We start from the raw sequence: 17524 nt of genomic DNA on the forward strand, positions 1-17524 counted from the left end.
GGTTTTGGGCGGGCGGCACCGGTGTCGTCCGGGAACCGTTCCGGCGCGGGGAAGACGTCGCTCACCGCGAGGGGACGGGGCGTGGCCGGCCGGACGATCTCGGGAGGCCCGAGCCGGGCCGCGAGGTCGCTCCAGATACGGCACACGGCCAGGTCGTACTGGCCCGCGCGCAGGGCGTCGCCGCCCTGGGCGACCGCGTCGGACAGCCCGTCGAGCGCGCTGCCGATCGCCTCCGGCCACAGGTCGGAGAAGACCGTGCGGAAGGACCCCGTATTGCCGACCACCGCCGTGCTCCCGAGCCCCAGACGGCCGGTGCCCGGCCCGTCCAGGACGAAGCGCCGGTCGGCGTCCCGCCCGATGTGCAGGCGGGGGCTCCACAGGACGGGCCCGTGGGTGTCGGCCAGGGTGAGCACTCCGCCCTCGGTGCCGAGGGAGATCCGGTGCCAGTGCAGGGCGTGGTTGTCGCGGTCGGACGGGTCGAGCTGGTGGTGCACCCGCAGGGTGAGGGGCGTGCCGGCGAACACACCGTGCAGGGAGCGGAAGGGCTGCGGCCCGATCCCGGCGGGCAGCGGCGCCGGGTCCGCGAAGCGCCAGGGCCGCAGGGTGCCCATGGCCTGCCCGAGGATGTCCACCAGGGGGTGCATGAGGTGGACCGGGGTGGCGGCGTCCAGGAACAGGGGCTGTTGGCGTGCGACGAGCCGCCGGGCCGCCTCGATGAAGGAGCGGACCGGGGCGACGTGCGGGTAATGGGTGTTGAGCCGGTACTGCACGCCGCAGCTGCGGGCGTGCTTGAGGTTGCCGGTCAACTCGGTGAGGTGGACGGGGTGTTCCTGGAGCACGTGGATGCCGCGGTCCATGAGCGCCCGCGCCAGGTCGCTGCCCTGGCCGCCCGAGATGGACGAACTCACCGCCACGCAGGCGGCGTCGATGTCGGCGGGCAGGTCGTCGGCGTTGGTGTAGAAGGGGACGCCCAGGCTCTCGGCGTACGACCGCGAGGCCGCCGACCCCCGGCTCAGGATGCCCGCGAGGGTGCACCCGGGGCGGCGGCGCACCGCCTCGGCGTAGAAGCGGCCGAAGTTGGTGCCGCAGACCAGGACACGCAGGGGTGTCGACGTGCTCACAGGACGCCCTCCTCGACCTGCTCGGCCTCGGCGGCCGTTCCGGTGAGCCGGAGGTCGGCGACGCCGTGGGAGCGCAGGTGCCGCACCACAACGTCGGGGTCCAGCGCGTCGCAGGCGAAGTGGACGCCCGCCGGGACGCCGCCCCGCAGTACCGCGTCCACCGCGAGCGCGCCCACGGCGGCGGTGAGCCGGTAACTGCTGGCCGTACGAAGGGTCAGTCCGGCGGTCGCCGGCGCTCCCGACGCGGTGCCCGACAGCGCGAAGTCCATGACGTAGTACGGTCTGCGCCCGGCCAGATCGAGGTCGGCGGCGAGGATCAGCCGCTCGGCCAGGCGGTCCGGGTCCTCTCCGGCCGCGAGACGGCCGGGCAGGAGGTTGAGCAGAGCTCGTACGGCGGGGCCGGGGTGGACGTTGTACCAGTCGAGCCGGTCGAGGCCCAGCGCGGTGGCGAGGCGTTCGCTCTCGCCGCTGAGGTAGGGCTGTACGGCGACCCGGCCGGGGAACGCCTCGTGCGCGGTGTCCTCGTCGGTGCGCAGGGCGCGCGACACGCGCCGGCCGCCGCGGACGGCGGCGAGGGCCTCGCCGTAGGCCGTGCCGTCCGCGCCGCCCGAGCTGAGGGAGAGCATCAGGTCATGCGCGACCGTCGGCGAACAGGTCTCCAGGCCGCCGCAGTAGGCGGTCAGCGCGGTGGCGCCGTCCAGGCCGCCGCGCGTCGCGAGCCAGCGGGGCAGGAGGCTCGACAGGCCGGGCAGGGCGCCCGCGGACAGGACGACCGTGCGGGCGTCACGGACCGGGTCGCCGCCTTCGCGGAGGTCCTCGGCGGCCGGGTCGTCGCCGGCCACGTCGACGCAGTGCGCGCCGGCGTCGAGCGCCGCGAGGGCCACGGTGGCGCGGAGCCGGTAGGTGGGCCCGACGCAGTTGAGGACGATGGCGCAGCCCTCGGTGAAGGCCCGCAGGCCGTCCGGTGCGGCGGCGTCGGCCCAGACCGTCTCGTCGTGGCCTGCGGGGTCCTCCTCGGCGACCGCGCACAGGGCGGACGCGGTCCGGCCGCCCAGGCGAAGGCCGGTGTGGCCGAGGGCGCGCAGCTCGCGCACGGCGGCCCTGCCGACCGCTCCGGAGGCGCCCAGGACTCCGATCACGGGCCTGGTCATCGGGTGATCGCCCCCTGGGTCAGCTCGGCGAGGGTCTTGAGGATGCCGGGCGCGTGCTCGACGGACAGGCAGCTGTAGTGGTCGCCGCCGATGTCGACGATGTCCAGGTCGCCCAGGGTGAGTTCCTCCCAGTAGGTGGTGACGGCGTCCTTGCTGCCAGGGAAGGGGTAGGCCCCGTCGTGGCGCATGAAGGTGATGTCCCCCGCGTAGGGCTCGGCGTCGTAGCGGGTGATGGCGAAGACGCTCTGCCGGAAGGCGCGGAAGAGCCGTGTCATGTGGTCGGGTTCGTAGGTGCCGGCCGAAGCGGGCACCGCCTCGCACATCCGGGCGATGCGGGTGGCACGGGGCAGGTCGGCCAGCTGCCGGAAGCGTCCCGCGACGTCCGCGAACTCCTCGGGCAGCGCCGCGAGTCCGCCGTCCGGCAGGACACCGGGGCTGGCTGCGAGGACGGCGTCGGCCGCCGCTGCCACCCGGTACTGGTCGTCAGGAAAGCCGAGGTCGGCGGGGTCGATGCCCATCATGACGGCGAAGGAGTACTCGGCGAGCAGCTCGTCGTCGAGCCGGAAGCGGGGGCTGTGGCTGCTGATGACGGTCAGGCTCTCCACCTCCGCGCCGGACTCGGCGAGGTTGCGGGCCACCTCGGTGGCGATCAGGCCGCCCAGGCAGTAGCCCACGACGTGGAAGCGGCTGCGGCCGTCGGCCGTCAGAGCGCGGGCGTAGCCGGCCGCCATCTGCTCGATGAGCCCCTCCGGCGGGGCGGCGAGGAAGCCGGTCAGGTCCGGGACCTCCACACCCACGACTTCGGCGAGGCCCGGCGAGCGGCGGCGGATCTCGGTGATCAGCGCGCGGTACGGCATGATCGTCGCGGTTCCGGCGTGCACCAGGACGGTGGTCGGCTCGTCGTCGGAGCGTGCGCCGTGCAGGTGGATCACCGGGTCCGTGCGCACGGCACCGGCGGCCGGCGTCTCCTCGGTGCCCGAGAGCCCGCGCAGGAACGCGGCGAGCCCGGCGACCGTCGGGCGGCGCAGCATGTGGCGCAGCACGACCTCCCACTCCAGGTCCGCGGCCCGGGGAACGCGTTCACGCAGCCGCCCCACCATGCGGGCGACGAGGAGCGAGTCGCCGCCGAGGTCGAAGAAGTCGTCGTCGCGAGTGACGCGTTCGACCGCGAGGAGTTCCGACCACAACCCGGCGAGGCCGCTCTCCAGGTCGTCCATGGGCTGCTCGTCCACGACGGTCCTGGCGCTCTCGCGGGGCAGCCAGCTCCGCAGGCGGGCACGGTCGGTCTTCCCGTTGGCCGTACGGGGCAGGGAATCGACGACCTGCCACACCGAGGGGAGCATGTACTCCGGGAGCCGGGTCGCCGCGGTGCGGGCCAGTTCGCCCACTGGGACGTGGTGGCGGTCGTCCTTCAGCGTGGCGAGGAAGACCTCCTGGCCGGTCGGCGCCAGCGCCTCGTGGGCGCCGGGCAGCGAGGTGACCTCGGACGCGCCGTGCGTGTTGAGGAGTTGGCACCACTGCGTGTGGGTGAGGAAGGACTGGCCGGTGTGCTCGCGCACGTCGGTCCATGTCCGGCCGGAGACCTCCAGGAACTCCATGGAGATCAGCAGCGGCGGGTTCTCGTCGCGGGTGTTCTCCACGAACACCAGCTGTCCGCCGGGGAGGAGCAGTTCCCGCAGGCGGGCCACGGCCGCGTCCGTGTCGGCGGCGGCGTGCAGGGTGTTGGCGCAGATCACCACGTCGAAGGTGTTGGGCAGCAGGTGCTGGGCACGCGGGTCCTCGTCGAGGTCGAAGCGCTGGTAGCGGACCCACGCGTGGTCGGCGAACCGCTCGCGGGCCTCGTTGAGGAAGAACGCGGAGGCGTCCGTGAACAGGTAGTCGACGCCGTACTCGGCGAGGACGGGCACCAGTTCGCCGGTGGTGCCGCCGACGCCGCCGCCCACCTCCAGGACCCGCAGCCGCTCCTCGCCGGTGTGGCTCGCGGCGATCTCGCGCAGCGCGGCGACCACCGCGCGGTTGAGGTGGCGGATGGCGAGGTTGTCGCGGTAGGCGGCGTCCGCGGCCTCGGTCGCCGCGCCGGGGAAGAGCAGCTCCTTGATGCCTGTCTCTCCGGAGACCAGCTCGGGCAGTCGCTCGGCGCAGGTGCGCATGACGCCGAGCAGTTCCGTGCTCCAGCCGATCTCGTGCTCCAGCTGCGCGGCGCGCCGCCAGCCATGCTCCGCTTCGTTCTCCGGGACAGCGACGAGCCCGCTGTACGTGTCGTCCGAGTCCCGGTGGGTGAGGCGGTCGCGGGCCGCCAGTGCGCGCAGCCAGCGCCGCACGATGTGCCGGTGGCGGGGCGTGGCCCGCAACGCCGTGCCCACCTCCTCCGCCGTACGCGACGCGCCGTCCGCGAACGCTCCCGAGGCGTCCAGGACCCGGGCCATCTCCGTGAGGGCCACCTCGTCGAGGGCGGCCAGGAATTCGGTCAGCCGGCCGGCGTCGACGGCCGCGGAGGCTTCCCGTACCGCGTCGGCGGCGGCGGCGCGCACCCGGGCCCGTGCCAGCGGGGTTCCTGCACGGTCGGTGTCCGCCGTGCCGTCCTTGCGGGCCGTCTCCACGAACGCGGCCAGGCGCCGGCCGCCGGCCGCCGAGTCGTCCACGATGACGGCGCCCGCCGCGATCTCCGGGTGGGCCTGTACGGCGGCTTCCACCTCGGCGAGCTCGACCCGGTAGCCGCGGATCTTGATCTGCGCGTCCTCGCGGCCCAGGAATTCGATGGTGCTGTCGGGAAGGTACCGCCCGAGGTCACCGGTGCGGTAGAGCCGCTGTCCGGTCGCGGGGTCGGTGAGGAACCGCTCCGCGGTGCGGCTCTCGTCGCCGAAGTAGCCCATGGCGAGGCCGGCGCCGCCGATGTACAGCTCGCCGGGGACCCATTCCGGCCGTGGCCGCAGGTGCCGGTCGAGCACGGCGAACGTCTGGTTGGTCAGGGGCGTGCCGTACGGGATGCTCGGGCGTGTGGTGTCCACCTCGCCGATCGGATGGGCGATGGACCAGATGGAGCCTTCGGTGGCACCGCCGAGGGAGATGATCTCAAGGCCGGGAAGCAGCTCACGGGCCTGGTCCGGCAGGGCCACGGGTATCCAGTCGCCGGATATCAGCGCGAGCCGGAGTGGGGCGTCGTCGGTGGGGGGCTCGGGACGCAGCCAGTCGCACAGCATGTGGAGCTGGCCGGGGACCGAGTTCCACACGGTGACTCCGAAGTCCCGGACGAGTTCGGCCCAGTGGGAGGGGTCGCCGCGCCGGTCGGCGGCGGGCAGGACGAGGCAGGCGCCCACGGCGAGCGGCCCGAACAGGTCGTAGACGGACAGGTCGAAGCCGAGTCCCGCGATGCCGAGGACACGGTCGCGTTCGGTGACGCCGAAGCGGCGGTTGATGTCCTCGACGGTGTTGAGGGCGGCCCGGTGACTGATCATCACGCCCTTGGGCGTACCGGTGGAGCCCGAGGTGTAGATGATGTAGGCGAGATCGTCCGGGTCGCGCGGGGTCGCGCTCACCTCGGGCGTCGCCCGCGAATCCGGCGGCAGGAGGTCGACGGCGAGCGCCGTGACGCCTTCCGGGAGGTCGTCGATCTCGGCGAGCCACGACTGGGTGAGGACCGTGCGGACGCCCGCGTCCGCGATGATCGTGTCCCGGCGGGCCGGCGGCTGGGCCGTGTCGACGGGCAGGTAGGCGCCGCCGGCCATCAGCGTGCCGAGGACGGCGACGACCTGTTCCCAGCCCTTGTCCGCCCAGATCGCCACGGGTTCCCCGGGGCGCAGTCCTGACGCGGTCAGTGCCTCGGCGAGAGCGCTCGCACGCGCCACGAGCTGCCGGTAGGTGAGGGCCAGTTCGGGCGTGCGGACCGCGACGGCGTCCGGTGTGGCCCGGGCCCGGGCGAGTACGGGTTCGTGCAGGAGGGCCTCCGGCAGGGGGCCCTCGGTCGCGTTGACGGCGTTCCGCCGCGCGGCCTGTGCCTCGGGAAGCGGGATGTCGGCCGGTGCGTCCCAGGCGGCGTCGCCAGCCGCGCCCTCGGTCGCAAGGGCCCGTACGAGCGCCGTGTACGCCTCGAACATCGCGTCGGCCACGCCGTGGGCGAGGGCGCCCTCGCGGATGTCCCAGGACAGGCTGAGCGTGTCGCCGCGGTGCATGACCTGGCAGTCGAGCCACACCTGCGGCGTCCGGGTCAGGGCGTACGTCACCTCGGGGGGTACGCCCTCGGAGGTGGCGCCAGATCCGAGGGCGCTGGTGAAGACGACCGGCATCAGCACCGGGGCCCCGGCCCCGCGGGACAGCTCGGCGAGCACCTCGGAGCCGGTGAACAGGGGGTGCGCGAGGTCTTCAAGGAGCTGCTCCCCGAGGAGCCGCGTCCGTTCGGCGAAGGCGGCCGGGGCGTCCAGGTCCACGGCGAGCAGTTCGAGCGAGGTGAAGTCGCCCACGAGGCGGCCGATGTCCTCGTGCAGGTCGGGCCGGTCCACCGTCGGCACGTTGAGCGTGAACCGGCTGGTGCGCGACCAGCGGCCGACCGTCTCGGCGTACGCGGTGAGCAGCGCCGTGGACAGGGTGAGCCCTCGGTGCGCGGCCCGCTCGGTGAGGCGGTCCCGGTCGGCCGCGGGCAGCAGGACCTCCAGCCGGCGGAAGGTCCCCGCGTCCGTGGGGGCCGTGGTGCGGCCCGGGTCGCCGGCGCCCGCCTCCCAGGCTTCGGCGAGGGGCAGTTCCGGTGCGGGCGGCAGGGTGTCGAGCCGTTCGCTCCAGTAGGCGCGGTCGCGCGTGTGCGCGGCGGAGTCGGTGAGGGCGCGGCGGGCCAGGACGTAGTCGCGAAAGGCGATCCGTGGTGCCTCGGAGAGGGGTTCGCCGCCGTAGCTCCGCCGGAACTCCGCGAGCAGGATGCGCAGGCTGGCGTGGTCGACGACCAGCATGTCGAAGGCGAGGTGGAGCACCGCCCGCTCGGCGGTCCTGCTCACGTGGACCTCGAAGAGCGGCCACTGGCCGGTGGGCGCCTCACGGGCGGACAGCCGCGCACGGGTGCGCTCCACCTGCGCCCCGGCTTCGGCCGGCGGGAGGCCGGTCAGGTCGTCGGCCTCGACCGCCAGGGAGGGCACGTCGGCCAGGACCTGCTGGTAGCCGTCGTGGTGGATGACGGCGCGGAGCATGTCGTGCCGCTGGACCAGGTCCCGCCACACGGCGGTGACGCGGTCCGCGTCCAGGTCGGGGTATTCCAGTTCGACATAGGCGTGGCAGCCGACACCGCCGTAGGCGTAGGCGTCGGTGCGGCCGATGAGATAGGCGGCCTGGATGTCCGTCAGCGGGAACGGCGCGTGGCGGTTGTCCGGGTCGGCCCGCAGCGCCGGTTCCCCAGCCTCCAGGTGGCGCAGGATGGCTTCCTTGTGGGTGCGCAGTTCGGCCCGGTGGGTGTCGGTGAGTCGGCCCTGGGGGGCGCGGAAACGCAGGTGTCCGTCCTGGGCCCACAGCACCACGCCGTCGTCGGCGTAACGGGCCAGCAGTTCAGCGATGTTCACAGCTCTCCGGTCTCGTAGGCGGTCCCGTGGGCCGCGAGCGTTCGAGTGATGTCCGCGGCGAGCGCGGAGACGGTCGGTGCGGCGAAGAAGCGCCGGGCGGGCACGGCGGCCCCGAGGCGGCGCTCGATCGCGGTGAGCAGACGCAGGGCGGTGAGGCTGTCGCCGCCCGCGGCGAAGAAGTTGGCGTGGCGGTCGGGCGTCCAGTGCGGCAGGTGCTCGCTCCACAGACCGGCGAGGGCCGTCTCGGTGTCACCGTGCGGCGGTTCGGCCGCGGCGGGCGCCGTCTCCGGTCCCGCCTGCGCGGCCAGGGCCCCCCGGTCGACCTTGCCGTTCGCGGTGAGCGGCAGGGCCGGCAGCAGTTGGATGCGGGAGGGGATCGCGTAGACGGGTACTCGCTCGGCCAGCAGGGCGAAGAGGCTCTCGGTGAGGTGGGGGTACGCCGCGGGTGCGCCGGGCCCAGCGGCGCCGACGGGTCCCGCGGGCGTCGGCTCATGCGGTACGGCGAAGGCCGCCAGGCGCTTGGCGGTACGCTCCCCCACCGTCACGACGGCGGCCCGCGCGATGGCCGGATGGGACTCCAGCGCGGCCTCGATCTCGCCGGCCTCGATGCGATGGCCGGCGATCTTCAGCTGGCTGTCGAGGCGGCCGAGGAACTCGATCAGCCCGTCTCCCCGGAACCGGCCGAGGTCACCGGTCCTGTACCAGCGCCGCCCGTCCTGTTCGACGAATTTCTCGGCGGTGCGGGCCGGGTCGGCGAGGTAGCCGGTGGCCAGTCCCTCGCCGCCGATCCACAGTTCGCCGGGCGCCCAGTCGGGGCAGTCCCGCCCGTGCCGGTCGACCACGCGGTAGTGCTGCCCGGTCAGCGGGCGCCCGTAGGGGATGGAGACCCACCGGGGGTCCGGTTCCTCGACGGTGAGCGTGTTGGACCAGATGGCCGCCTCGGTCGCACCGCCCATGGCGACGAAGGCGCAGCGCCGCGCGGTGCGTTCGCGCAGCCGGCCGGGCAGGTCGAGGCCGATCCAGTCGCCGGAGACCAGTGCGGTCCGCAGCCCGGCGATCCGGCCGCCTTCCCCGCCGCCTTGTTCGTCGGCGTCGAGCAGCAGGTCGAGCAGGGCGGGGACGGTGTTCCACACGGTGACGCCGTACTGCTCCAGCAGGCTGGGCCAGCGGGCCGGTTCACGGCGCTGATCCTCGGTGGGCAGCAGGAGGGAGCCGCCCGCGCCGAGCAGGCCGAAGACGTCGTAGACGGACAGGTCGAAGTCCAGTGCCGACAGGGCGAAGACCCGGTCGTTCGCGCCGATGCCGTGCCGGGCGTTGATGTCCGCGATCGTGTTCCAGGCGGCGGCGTGGGTGATCTGCACCCCCTTGGGCTCACCGGTGGAACCCGAGGTGAAGATGGCGTAGGCGAGTGCTTCGGGAGGCGTTGTCAGCGGTGCGGGCAGCGGCTCCCGGCTCTGCGTGTCAGGGACGGACAGGGCGCGGGGCGCCGTTTCCCCCGGGGCGGGCCAGTCGCCCACGACGACGTGGAAGGCGGCGGTGGCTCGCACCCGCTCCCGTCGCGCGGCGGGCTGTTCGAGGCTCAGCGGTACGTAGGCGGCGCCGGCCGCGAGGACCCCGAGGACGGCCGCGATCTGCTCCGGTCCCTTGGGCAGGGTGACCGCGACCAGGTCTCCCGGCCGCACGCCGGCGTCCATGAGCGCGGCAGCCGTCCGCAGCGACCGGTCGGCGAGTGTTCCGTACGTCAGCTCCTCCCCCGCGGTCGTGACGAGGGCGGTCCGGTCGGGGGTGGCCGTCGCGTGAGCGAAGAACGCCGCGTGCAGCGGGCGCGGGAGCGCCGGTTCCAGGGCGGCCTCCCGTGCGGCGGCGGCCCGCCGTTCGAGCTGGGAGGCGGGCGGCAGGTCGGGCAGCGGCGCGTCCCAGTCACCGGCGGCGGCGTACCGCAGCAGTCGTTCGTAGGCGCCGAACATCGCGTCCAGCACGCCCTCGGCGAAGAGTTCTTCGACGGCGTCCCAGGTGACGACCAGGTTCCCGGACTCCTCGGTGACCTGGTTGTCCAGGCAGACCTGCGGGGACTGGGAGATGCCCCAGACCTTCGCGGGGAAGCCGGTGCCCGGTCCGGCCAGCGTCGCGTCCCCGACGCCGATGGCGCTGGTGAACACCACGGGTGCGGCGGCGTCCACGGTGCCCGTGAGGCGGCCGAACTCCCGCAGCAGCCAGTCGATCGGGACGTTCAGGTGGTCCAGGTCCTCCGCCTGGCGGCGTTGCAGTGCCACGGCCGCCGCCGGCCAGGACGTGCCGTCGCGCCGGTGCCCCGCCAGCGAGAGGGAGGTGAAGTCACCCAGCACCCGGTGGATGTGGGGGTGCACGTCGCGGCGGTTGAAGAGGGTGAGCGTGACGGTCAGTGCGTCCGTCCCGCTCCAGGCCTCCAGGACCTCCGCGTACAGGGCCAGCAGGACGGTGGACGGGGTGAGGCCGTGCCGGGCCGCCTCCCGCTTGACGGCCCCCCAGTCCCCGGCGGGCAGGCTCAGCCGGCGCCGGGTGAAGACGGGCGCGTCGAGGGTCGCCGGGTCCCGGTCGAAGGGCAGGGCGGGAGGGGGCGGCAGTTCGGACAGACGGGCCTGCCAGTGAGCGCGGGCCCGCTCGTCCGACTCCGGGTCGGCGGCGATCCCGGTGAGGTAGTCGCGGAACGACACGTCGACGGGCGGAAGTTCGTGCCCGGGGTCGGCGTAGAGCGCGTTGAGTTCGGCGTAGAGCGTGGTGATGGACAGGGCGTCGAGGACCAGGTAGTCCAGGCCGACGCCGACGCGGGTGCGTGGGGTGACGCCGTCGTGGTAGCGCACCGCCTCGATGGCGAACAGCGGCCACCGGGCGGGGTCGCGGACCTGCTGGGACAGGCGGGCGCGCAGACCGGCCAGCGCCTCGGCCTCCTCGCCGGGGCGGGCGTCCCGCACCGCTACGCGCACCGGCGGCACGTCGGGCAGGACGCGCTGGTGTCCGTCCTCCACGACCGCGCGGAGCATCCCGTGCCGCAGGACAAGGGTGTTCCAGGCGCGCTCCAGCCGTTCCAGACTGACATCCGTGCCGTCGAACTCCGTGTAGTGCCAGGTGCCGACGCCGCCGAGGGTGAAGCGGGGGTCGCGGCCCGCGTGGTAGGCGGCCTGGACGTCCGTGAGCGGGAAGGGCTCGTGGGCGTGGTCCGGGTCGGGCACGAGGACCGGCTCGGCGGTCCTCGCGGGCTGTGCGTCGGTGGCGGCCGGGCTCAGCGTCTCGCAGAAGTGCTGGAGCACGGGGTGGGCGAACAGGTCTGCCACGCGGGCGCCGGGGAACCCGGCGGCGCGCAGCCTGCCGATCATCCGGGTCGCGACGAGCGAGTCGCCGCCCAGCAGGAAGAAGCTGCTCTCCCTGCCCACTTCGGCTACGTCGAGGAGCTCTGCCCACTCGGCCGCCACGGCACGCTCGACCGGGCCTTCCGGCGCCGACGTGCGCGGCCCCTCCTGCCCGGCGGCCTCGGTCAGCGCCCGGTGGACCGCCGCCCGGTCGAGCTTGCCGTTGGCGGTCAGCGGCAGGTCGCGCAGAACGAGGACACGCTCGGGCACCATGTAGGCGGGAAGGCGTCGCGCCACCCGGAGGCGGACGTCGTCCACGCCAGGTACCTCGCCGCGTGCGGACACCGCAGCCGCCAGGTGCCGTACCGGTGAATCGAGGACGGTGGCGACCGCGTGCAGGACGGCGGGGTCGTCCTCCAGCGCGGACTCCACCTCGCCCAGCTCGATGCGGTGGCCGCCGATCTTCACCTGGTGGTCGGCGCGCCCGAGGAACTCCAGTACGCCGTCGGGCCGGTAGCGGGCCAGGTCACCGCTGCGGTACCAGCGTTCGCCGCCGTACTCGACGAAGCGTTCGGCTGTGCGCTCGGGGTCCGCACGGTAGCCGTTGGCCACACCGGGGCCGCCGATCCACAGCTCGCCGGGGACGAGATCGGGGCAGTCGCGTCCTCGTCCGTCCACGACCCGTGCCCGCATGTTGCGCAGCGGAACGCCGTAGGGGACGGACTTCCAGGCGGGATCGGTCTCTCCGACCTCGAACACCGTGGAGTGGACCGCGGCCTCCGTCATGCCGCCGAGCGCCACGAAGCGGCAGCCGGGCACGAGCGCGCGAAGCCTGCGGGGCTGGTCGAGGCCGACCCAGTCCCCGCCGAGCAGGACCATCCGCAGAAAGTCGCCGAGGCCGTCGTCCTCCCCGGCGGCCATCAGCAGGTCCAGCAGGGCAGGCACACACTGCACCAGCGTCACACCGTGCGCGCGCACCAGGTGGGCCCAGTGGTGGGCGTCCCGGCGGTGCTCCTGTCCGACGGCCACCACCTGGCCGCCGAGCGAGAGCGGGGTGAAGATGTCCCAGGTGGCCAGGTCGAAGTCGAGCGCGGAGATCGCGAGGGTGCGGTCGGCGGGCCCGAGACCGAGCTGATCCGCCATCGCCTCGATGGTGTTGACGACCGCCCGGTGTGACACCTCGACGCCCTTGGGCAGTCCCGTGGAGCCCGACGTGAACAGCACGTAGGCGGGCAGGGCGGGGTCCGGCTGGACGACAGGGGCGGGGTCGTGCGTCCCGGCGTCCTCCAGGAGCAGCACCGGGGCCGGGACGTCCGCGCAGAGGGAGGCGTGGTCCCGGTCGGTGAGTACGGCGGAGACGCCGGCCACGGAGTGGATGCGTTCCCGGCGCACGGCGGGCTGTTCCACGCCGACGGGTGCGTACGCCGCGCCGGCGGCCAGGATGCCGAGGACCGCGGTGATCTGGTCGGCGCCCTTGGGCAGGGTCACCGCGACGGTGTGGCCCTCCCGCACACCGTGGTCGTGCAGCAGGGCGGCGACCCGCTGGGCCGCGTGGGCGAGTTCGCCATAGGTGACGGTGTCGCCGCCGGTGCGGACGACCGCCGTGCGGCCCGGCTCGGACTCGGCGAGCCGGAAGAAGCGGGTGTGCAGGGCGCGGTCCGGGACGGGTGCGGGGGGCAGCGCCGCGCCCGTCCGCCCCGGCAGGACCTCGGCAGCGAGCAGGCCGTCCACCGGCCGGTCCCAGGCGCCGGGGTCCGTGACCAGGCGGGTGATGAGGCGGTGGTAGGCGCCGAAGGCGGCGTCGGGCACCCCGGCCTCGAACACGCCGTCGCGCACGTCCCAGTTGAGAAGGAGACCGCCGTCGAGTTCGGTGACCTGCGCGTCCAGGTAGACCTGCGGGCCCTGCGAGATGATCCAAGAAGGGCGGCCGAAGGATTTCTGCACGTCCTGCTCGAAGATCTCCCCCAGTCCGATGGCGCTGGTGTACACGACCGGGGCCAGCACCGGGGCCCCCTCGGCGCGTGCGAGGTCGCGCAGCACCTCGACGCCGCCGTACGCACCGTGGGCGATGCCTTCCTGGAGGCGTTCCTGGAGGCCGCGGGCCTGCCGGGAGAAGGGCAGGGACGCGCTCATGTCCGCGTCGAGCAGGACCGAGCTGCTGAAGTCCCCGACCAGACCGGCCACGTCCGGGGTGAACATCTCCCGGTCGAACAGCGGGAGGTTGAGCAGGAAGCGCCGGCTGTCGCTCCAGGCGGCGACGACCTCGGCGAAGGCGGTGGCGAGCGCGGCGGCGGGAGTGATGCCGTGCCTGCGCGCCGCGCCGATCAGCGCCGCCTTGTCGGCGGGGCCCAGCCAGTGGTGCAGGCGGCGGGAGTGGGTGAGCGCGGTGTCGCCGGCGCTCACCGGCGTCAGCGGGTCGACGGTCGTCGGCAGGCGCGGGGCGCGGGGCAGGTCCGGCAGCCGCTCCCGCCACCAGGCGGCGTGCCGCTCGCGTTCCGCCTTTCGCCGGGCATCGTGCTCCGCCAGGTAACGGCGGTAGTCGAGGGCGAGTTCGCGGGGCCGGTCGTCGGGACACTCGTAGAAGCGGCGCAGGTCGGACAGGAGGACCCGCAGGCTCAGGGCGTCGCCGGCCATCATGTCCAGGTCGATCTGCAGCCGGGTCCGGCCGTCGGGGAGCAGGCAGAGGGCGACGCGGAAGACGTCGCCGGAGGTGATGTCGGGACGGGCGTGGGTGTTCCGCTCACGCAGCAGGTCCAGCTCGGCCTCCGCGTCGGCGGCAGTGTGCCCGCGCAGGTCGTGGACCGTGAGAGAGGTACCCGGAGAGCCGAAACGCTGCCGTCCCCCGTCGTCGAGGACCGCCCTCAGCATGCCGTGCCGCAGCACGAGCGCCCGCACGGCGGCGCCGAGCCGGTCGGGATCGACGTCGTGGCCGTCGAGTTCGACGTAGAAGTGGGCGGCGACACCACCGAGCGGCTGGCCGTCCTGGCGTCCGATCCAGTAGGCGTACTGCATCGTCGCCAGCGGGAAGGGTTCCGTCCCGGCTCCGGGCGCTTGGACGGAGGCGGGCGGGCCGAACTCGGCGGGACGTGCGGCGCCGGCCCCTGCGGCACGCTCGTGTGCGAGCAGGGCCGTCCAGGCGCCGAGGGTCGGAGTACGGGTGAGGTCCTGGAAGGTGACCGTGCTGCCCGCGCGGCGCCAGGTGCCGACCAGGGACATCAACGCCAGTGAGTCGAGACCGAGTTCGAAGAGGTCCCGGTCGTCGTCCAGCTCGTGCGGCGCCAGCTCCAGCACGCGTGCCACCGTTTCCCGCACCACGCCGGACGCGTGAAGGGCCCCCTCGTCTGCCGCTGTTCGTGCCTGGACGACTGCTTCATCGCTCACTGAGGGACCTTCCGGGTCGGAGGGGCGGATGGGTGGCCCTGCCCGGAGGACAAGGCTCCAGAGGACAAGGCTCCGCAGGGGGAGGGCTCCGGAGGGGGCCGCCATCACTCTAGATGGAAATGATTATCGTTTCTATACTTCGCATCGTAGTCACACAAGAAACTGCGGTGCCAGAGCCCGAGGCCCGGAAGCGAGAGGCAGAACCCCATGACGGAGATGACGGAGACCGAACAGACCTGGCCCGAGGCGGAGTCGGCGCGGTATCGAGCCGCCGGCCACTGGCAGGGAACGACGTTCGGCGCCCGGCTGCGCCAGTCGGCAGCCGCCCACGGCGAGCGCGTCGCCCTGGTGGACGGGGACCGCCGGTGGACCTACGCGGACCTGGACGCCGAGGCCGACCGCGTGGCCCGCGGACTGAGGAGCCACGGTGTCGGGCGGGGCGACCGCGTCGTGGTCCAGCTCCCCAACCGGGCCGAGTTCGTACTCGTCTGGTTCGGCCTGCAGCGGCTCGGCGCCATCCCGGTGCACGCCATGCCCGGCCACCGGCGGCGCGAGATCGGTCACCTGGTACGGGGGTCGGGTGCGGTGGCGTGTGTGGTGCCCGACCGCCACGCGAGGTTCGACCACCGGGAGCTGATGCGCTCGGTGCGGTCGGAGCACGGGCCGGGCCGTTCGCCGCGGGTCGTCGTCGTGGTCGGAGACCCCGGGCAGGAGAGTGGCTTCGTCTCCTTCGAGGCGCTGCGGACCGCCTCTTCCCCGACGCCCGTCGGCTCCTCGCCGGAGGCGTTCCGGGGACCGTGTGCCGATGACGTCCGCGGACCGTGTGCCGATGACGGCGGAGCGGACCCGGCCGACGTCGCCCTCCTGCTGCTCTCCGGCGGCACCACCGGCCTTCCCAAGCTGATCCCGCGCACCCACGACGCCTACGCGTACAACGCCCGCGCCTGCGCGGAGGTCTGCGCCCTCGACGAACGGACCGTCTACCTCGCGGTGCTGCCGATCGGGTTCAACTTCACCTTCGCCTGCCCCGGCGTGCTCGGCACCCTCATGGCCGGCGGAACGGTCGTCGTCGCCCCGGACCCCAGCCCGCAGACGGCGTTCGCGCTCATCGAACGGGAGGGCGTGACCCTCACCTCCCTCACCCCGCCGCTCGTCAGCCACTGGATCGACGAGGCGGCATCCGGCGTCTGGAATCTCGGCAGCCTCGCCGTGGTGCAGGTCGGCGGGGCGCGGCTGCCGGAGGAGCACGCCCGCGCACTCGGGCCGGCGCTCGGGGTGACCGTGCAGCAGGTCTTCGGCATGGCGGAGGGGCTGATCAACCTGACACGTCTCGACGACCCCGAGGACCTCGTCCGCGCCACCCAGGGCCGGCCCGTCTCACCGGACGACGAGATCCTGGTGGTGGACGCCGACGGCAGGCCCGTGCCGGACGGTTCACCGGGAGAACTGCTCACCCGCGGGCCGTACACACTGCGTGGCTACTACCGCGCCGAGGAGCACAACCGCACGGCCTTCACCCCGGACGGCTACTACCGGACCGGCGACGTCGTGCGGCGGCTGCCGACCGGGCACCTCGTGGTGGTGGGGCGGATCAAGGACCAGATCAACCGCGGTGGCGAGAAGATCGCCGCGATCGAGGTGGAGGAGCAATTGCTCACCCATCCGGTGATCACGGCGGCGGCGCTGGTGGGTGTGCCGGACGAGCACCGTGGTGAACGGACCGTCGCCTTCGTGGTCTGCGACGGCGAGGCTCCCGGCGTGCGGGAGGTGGCCGCCCATCTGCGGGAGCGCGGACTCGCCGAGTACAAGACTCCGGACGAGGTGGTCCAGGTCGCCGCCCTCCCGCTCACCGCTGTCGGCAAGATCGACAAGGCCGCTCTCGGCGCGGAACTGTCGCGGCGGTGACGCGGGGCGCGCGGGGGCGCCCGTCGCCCGGCCGGGTGCTCTGCCCGCCCATGCCGGAAGCACCGCGCCCGCGCCTGGATATCGCCCGTGACGCAGATGGCGCACGCGGCGCACGTGGCACACGTGAGCACGTGGCGCACCTCATGCGCAGCGACTGACCCGCCCGTGGGGCAGGCGCCGCTTTTTTCGGTACGCGCCCGTCTACTCCCCCACTCGGCCGTCGATCCGCTCGCGCAGGAAGTCCGCGTGCCCGTTGTGCCGGGCGTACTCCGCGATCAAGTGCACCAGCACCTTCCGCAGCTCGACCCGCTCTTCGCCGAGGGTGCCGGTGATGTCGAGGTCCGGTGCGTCGGCCACGAACCGCTCCGCGAAGGCGACCTCGGAGCGCCAGCACGACCGGGCCTCCGCGACGACCGCGGCGTCGGGCGACGCACCGTTGAAGTCCAGGTCGGGATCGTCGGGGGACCGGTAGTGCAGCCGCACGTCCTCCCCCGCCATCACGCGCCGGAACCAGAACTGCTCCACCCACGCCATGTGGCGCACGAGCCCCAGCAGTGTCACATTCGAGGGCTCGACCGAGGGACGAGCGAGAGCGGCCGCGTCGAGATCGGCGCATTTCAGCTCCAGGGTCAGCCGCTGGTCTCTCAGATAACCGACGAGGAGGGCCCGTTCACCCGCGAAAGACCCGTTGCTGCGCGGGTCCTGGGCCGGGCCCACGAACATTCCCGACCATCCGAGGTCTTCGGCGGACCGCTCCGTGAACGAAGTGTCAGACATGGCACCAGCATGGTCCGTCACCGATGGATGCACCACCGAGTGTTCATCGCGCCGTCAGGCGCCCCGGGGACCCGTTCCCGCCTCGGCGATCGCGGGCGGCACAACGGCCGGTCCGCGAGCCGCCGGTGGCCCGGCGCCGCCCCCCTCCGGGGCCGCATCCCGTCCGGAACCGACTCCGGTGCCGCCTCCGAACCGGGGCCGCCCCCGTCCGGTGCCGCCTCCCGTCCGCGCACGGCCGCGTCGGCCGAAGCGGCGGGCGGCGGGCCTCCCGCCGAGCGCCTCCGGCCGGGCGCGGGTCCGCCGCCCCCCGGGGCGGGGGGGGGGGG

At 73.7% G+C, this 17524-nt stretch carries 6 protein-coding genes; 1 reads left to right on the forward strand and 5 read right to left on the reverse strand.

Going from position 1 to position 17524, the window contains the following annotated elements:
• The 4 genes from LCE31_RS08210 to LCE31_RS08225 all read right to left on the reverse strand — a co-directional run.
• On the reverse strand, positions 1-1121 hold a 1121-nt coding region (locus tag LCE31_RS08210; protein WP_225013344.1), incomplete at its 3' end, for a Gfo/Idh/MocA family oxidoreductase.
• The gene (locus LCE31_RS08215; RefSeq protein ID WP_225013345.1) at positions 1118-2272 is read right to left on the reverse strand and encodes a saccharopine dehydrogenase NADP-binding domain-containing protein; all 1155 of its coding nucleotides are present in this window, start codon (positions 2270-2272) and stop codon (positions 1118-1120) included. The genes LCE31_RS08215 and LCE31_RS08210, both read right to left, overlap by 4 nt.
• Complete coding sequence (locus LCE31_RS08220; RefSeq protein ID WP_225013346.1) at positions 2269-7809, reverse strand: non-ribosomal peptide synthetase; 5541 nt, start codon at positions 7807-7809, stop codon at positions 2269-2271. Before LCE31_RS08220 ends, LCE31_RS08215 begins: the two co-directional genes overlap by 4 nt.
• Complete coding sequence (locus LCE31_RS08225; protein ID WP_374118438.1) at positions 7806-14516, reverse strand: amino acid adenylation domain-containing protein; 6711 nt, start codon at positions 14514-14516, stop codon at positions 7806-7808. Before LCE31_RS08225 ends, LCE31_RS08220 begins: the two co-directional genes overlap by 4 nt.
• 216 nt (positions 14517-14732) lie before the next feature.
• Here LCE31_RS08225 and LCE31_RS08230 point away from each other — a divergent pair, with 216 nt between their 5' ends.
• Positions 14733-16421 carry a (2,3-dihydroxybenzoyl)adenylate synthase gene (locus LCE31_RS08230; RefSeq protein ID WP_225013347.1) on the forward strand — a complete coding sequence of 563 codons (1689 nt, stop codon included), beginning with the start codon at positions 14733-14735 and terminating at the stop codon, positions 16419-16421.
• Between the two features lie 201 nt (positions 16422-16622).
• Here the strand turns inward: LCE31_RS08230 and LCE31_RS08235 are convergent, their stop codons facing one another.
• Positions 16623-17198, reverse strand: a complete 576-nt coding sequence (locus LCE31_RS08235; RefSeq protein ID WP_374118439.1) for a DinB family protein — start codon at positions 17196-17198, stop codon at positions 16623-16625.
• Positions 17199-17524 lie beyond the last annotated feature (326 nt).

Origin of the sequence: Streptomyces sp. 8L (genome assembly GCF_020176795.1) — a bacterium.
Lineage (GTDB): Bacteria > Actinomycetota > Actinomycetes > Streptomycetales > Streptomycetaceae > Streptomyces.

What these genes read in the sequence shown, in the direction of transcription:
- LCE31_RS08230 (WP_225013347.1), top strand. Translation starts at nt 14,733, where the DNA reads ATGACGGAGACCGAACAGACCTGGCCCGAGGCGGAGTCGGCGCGGTAT.
- LCE31_RS08215 (WP_225013345.1), bottom strand. Translation starts at nt 2,272, where the DNA reads ATGACCAGGCCCGTGATCGGAGTCCTGGGCGCCTCCGGAGCGGTCGGC.
- LCE31_RS08235 (WP_374118439.1), bottom strand. Translation starts at nt 17,198, where the DNA reads ATGTCTGACACTTCGTTCACGGAGCGGTCCGCCGAAGACCTCGGATGG.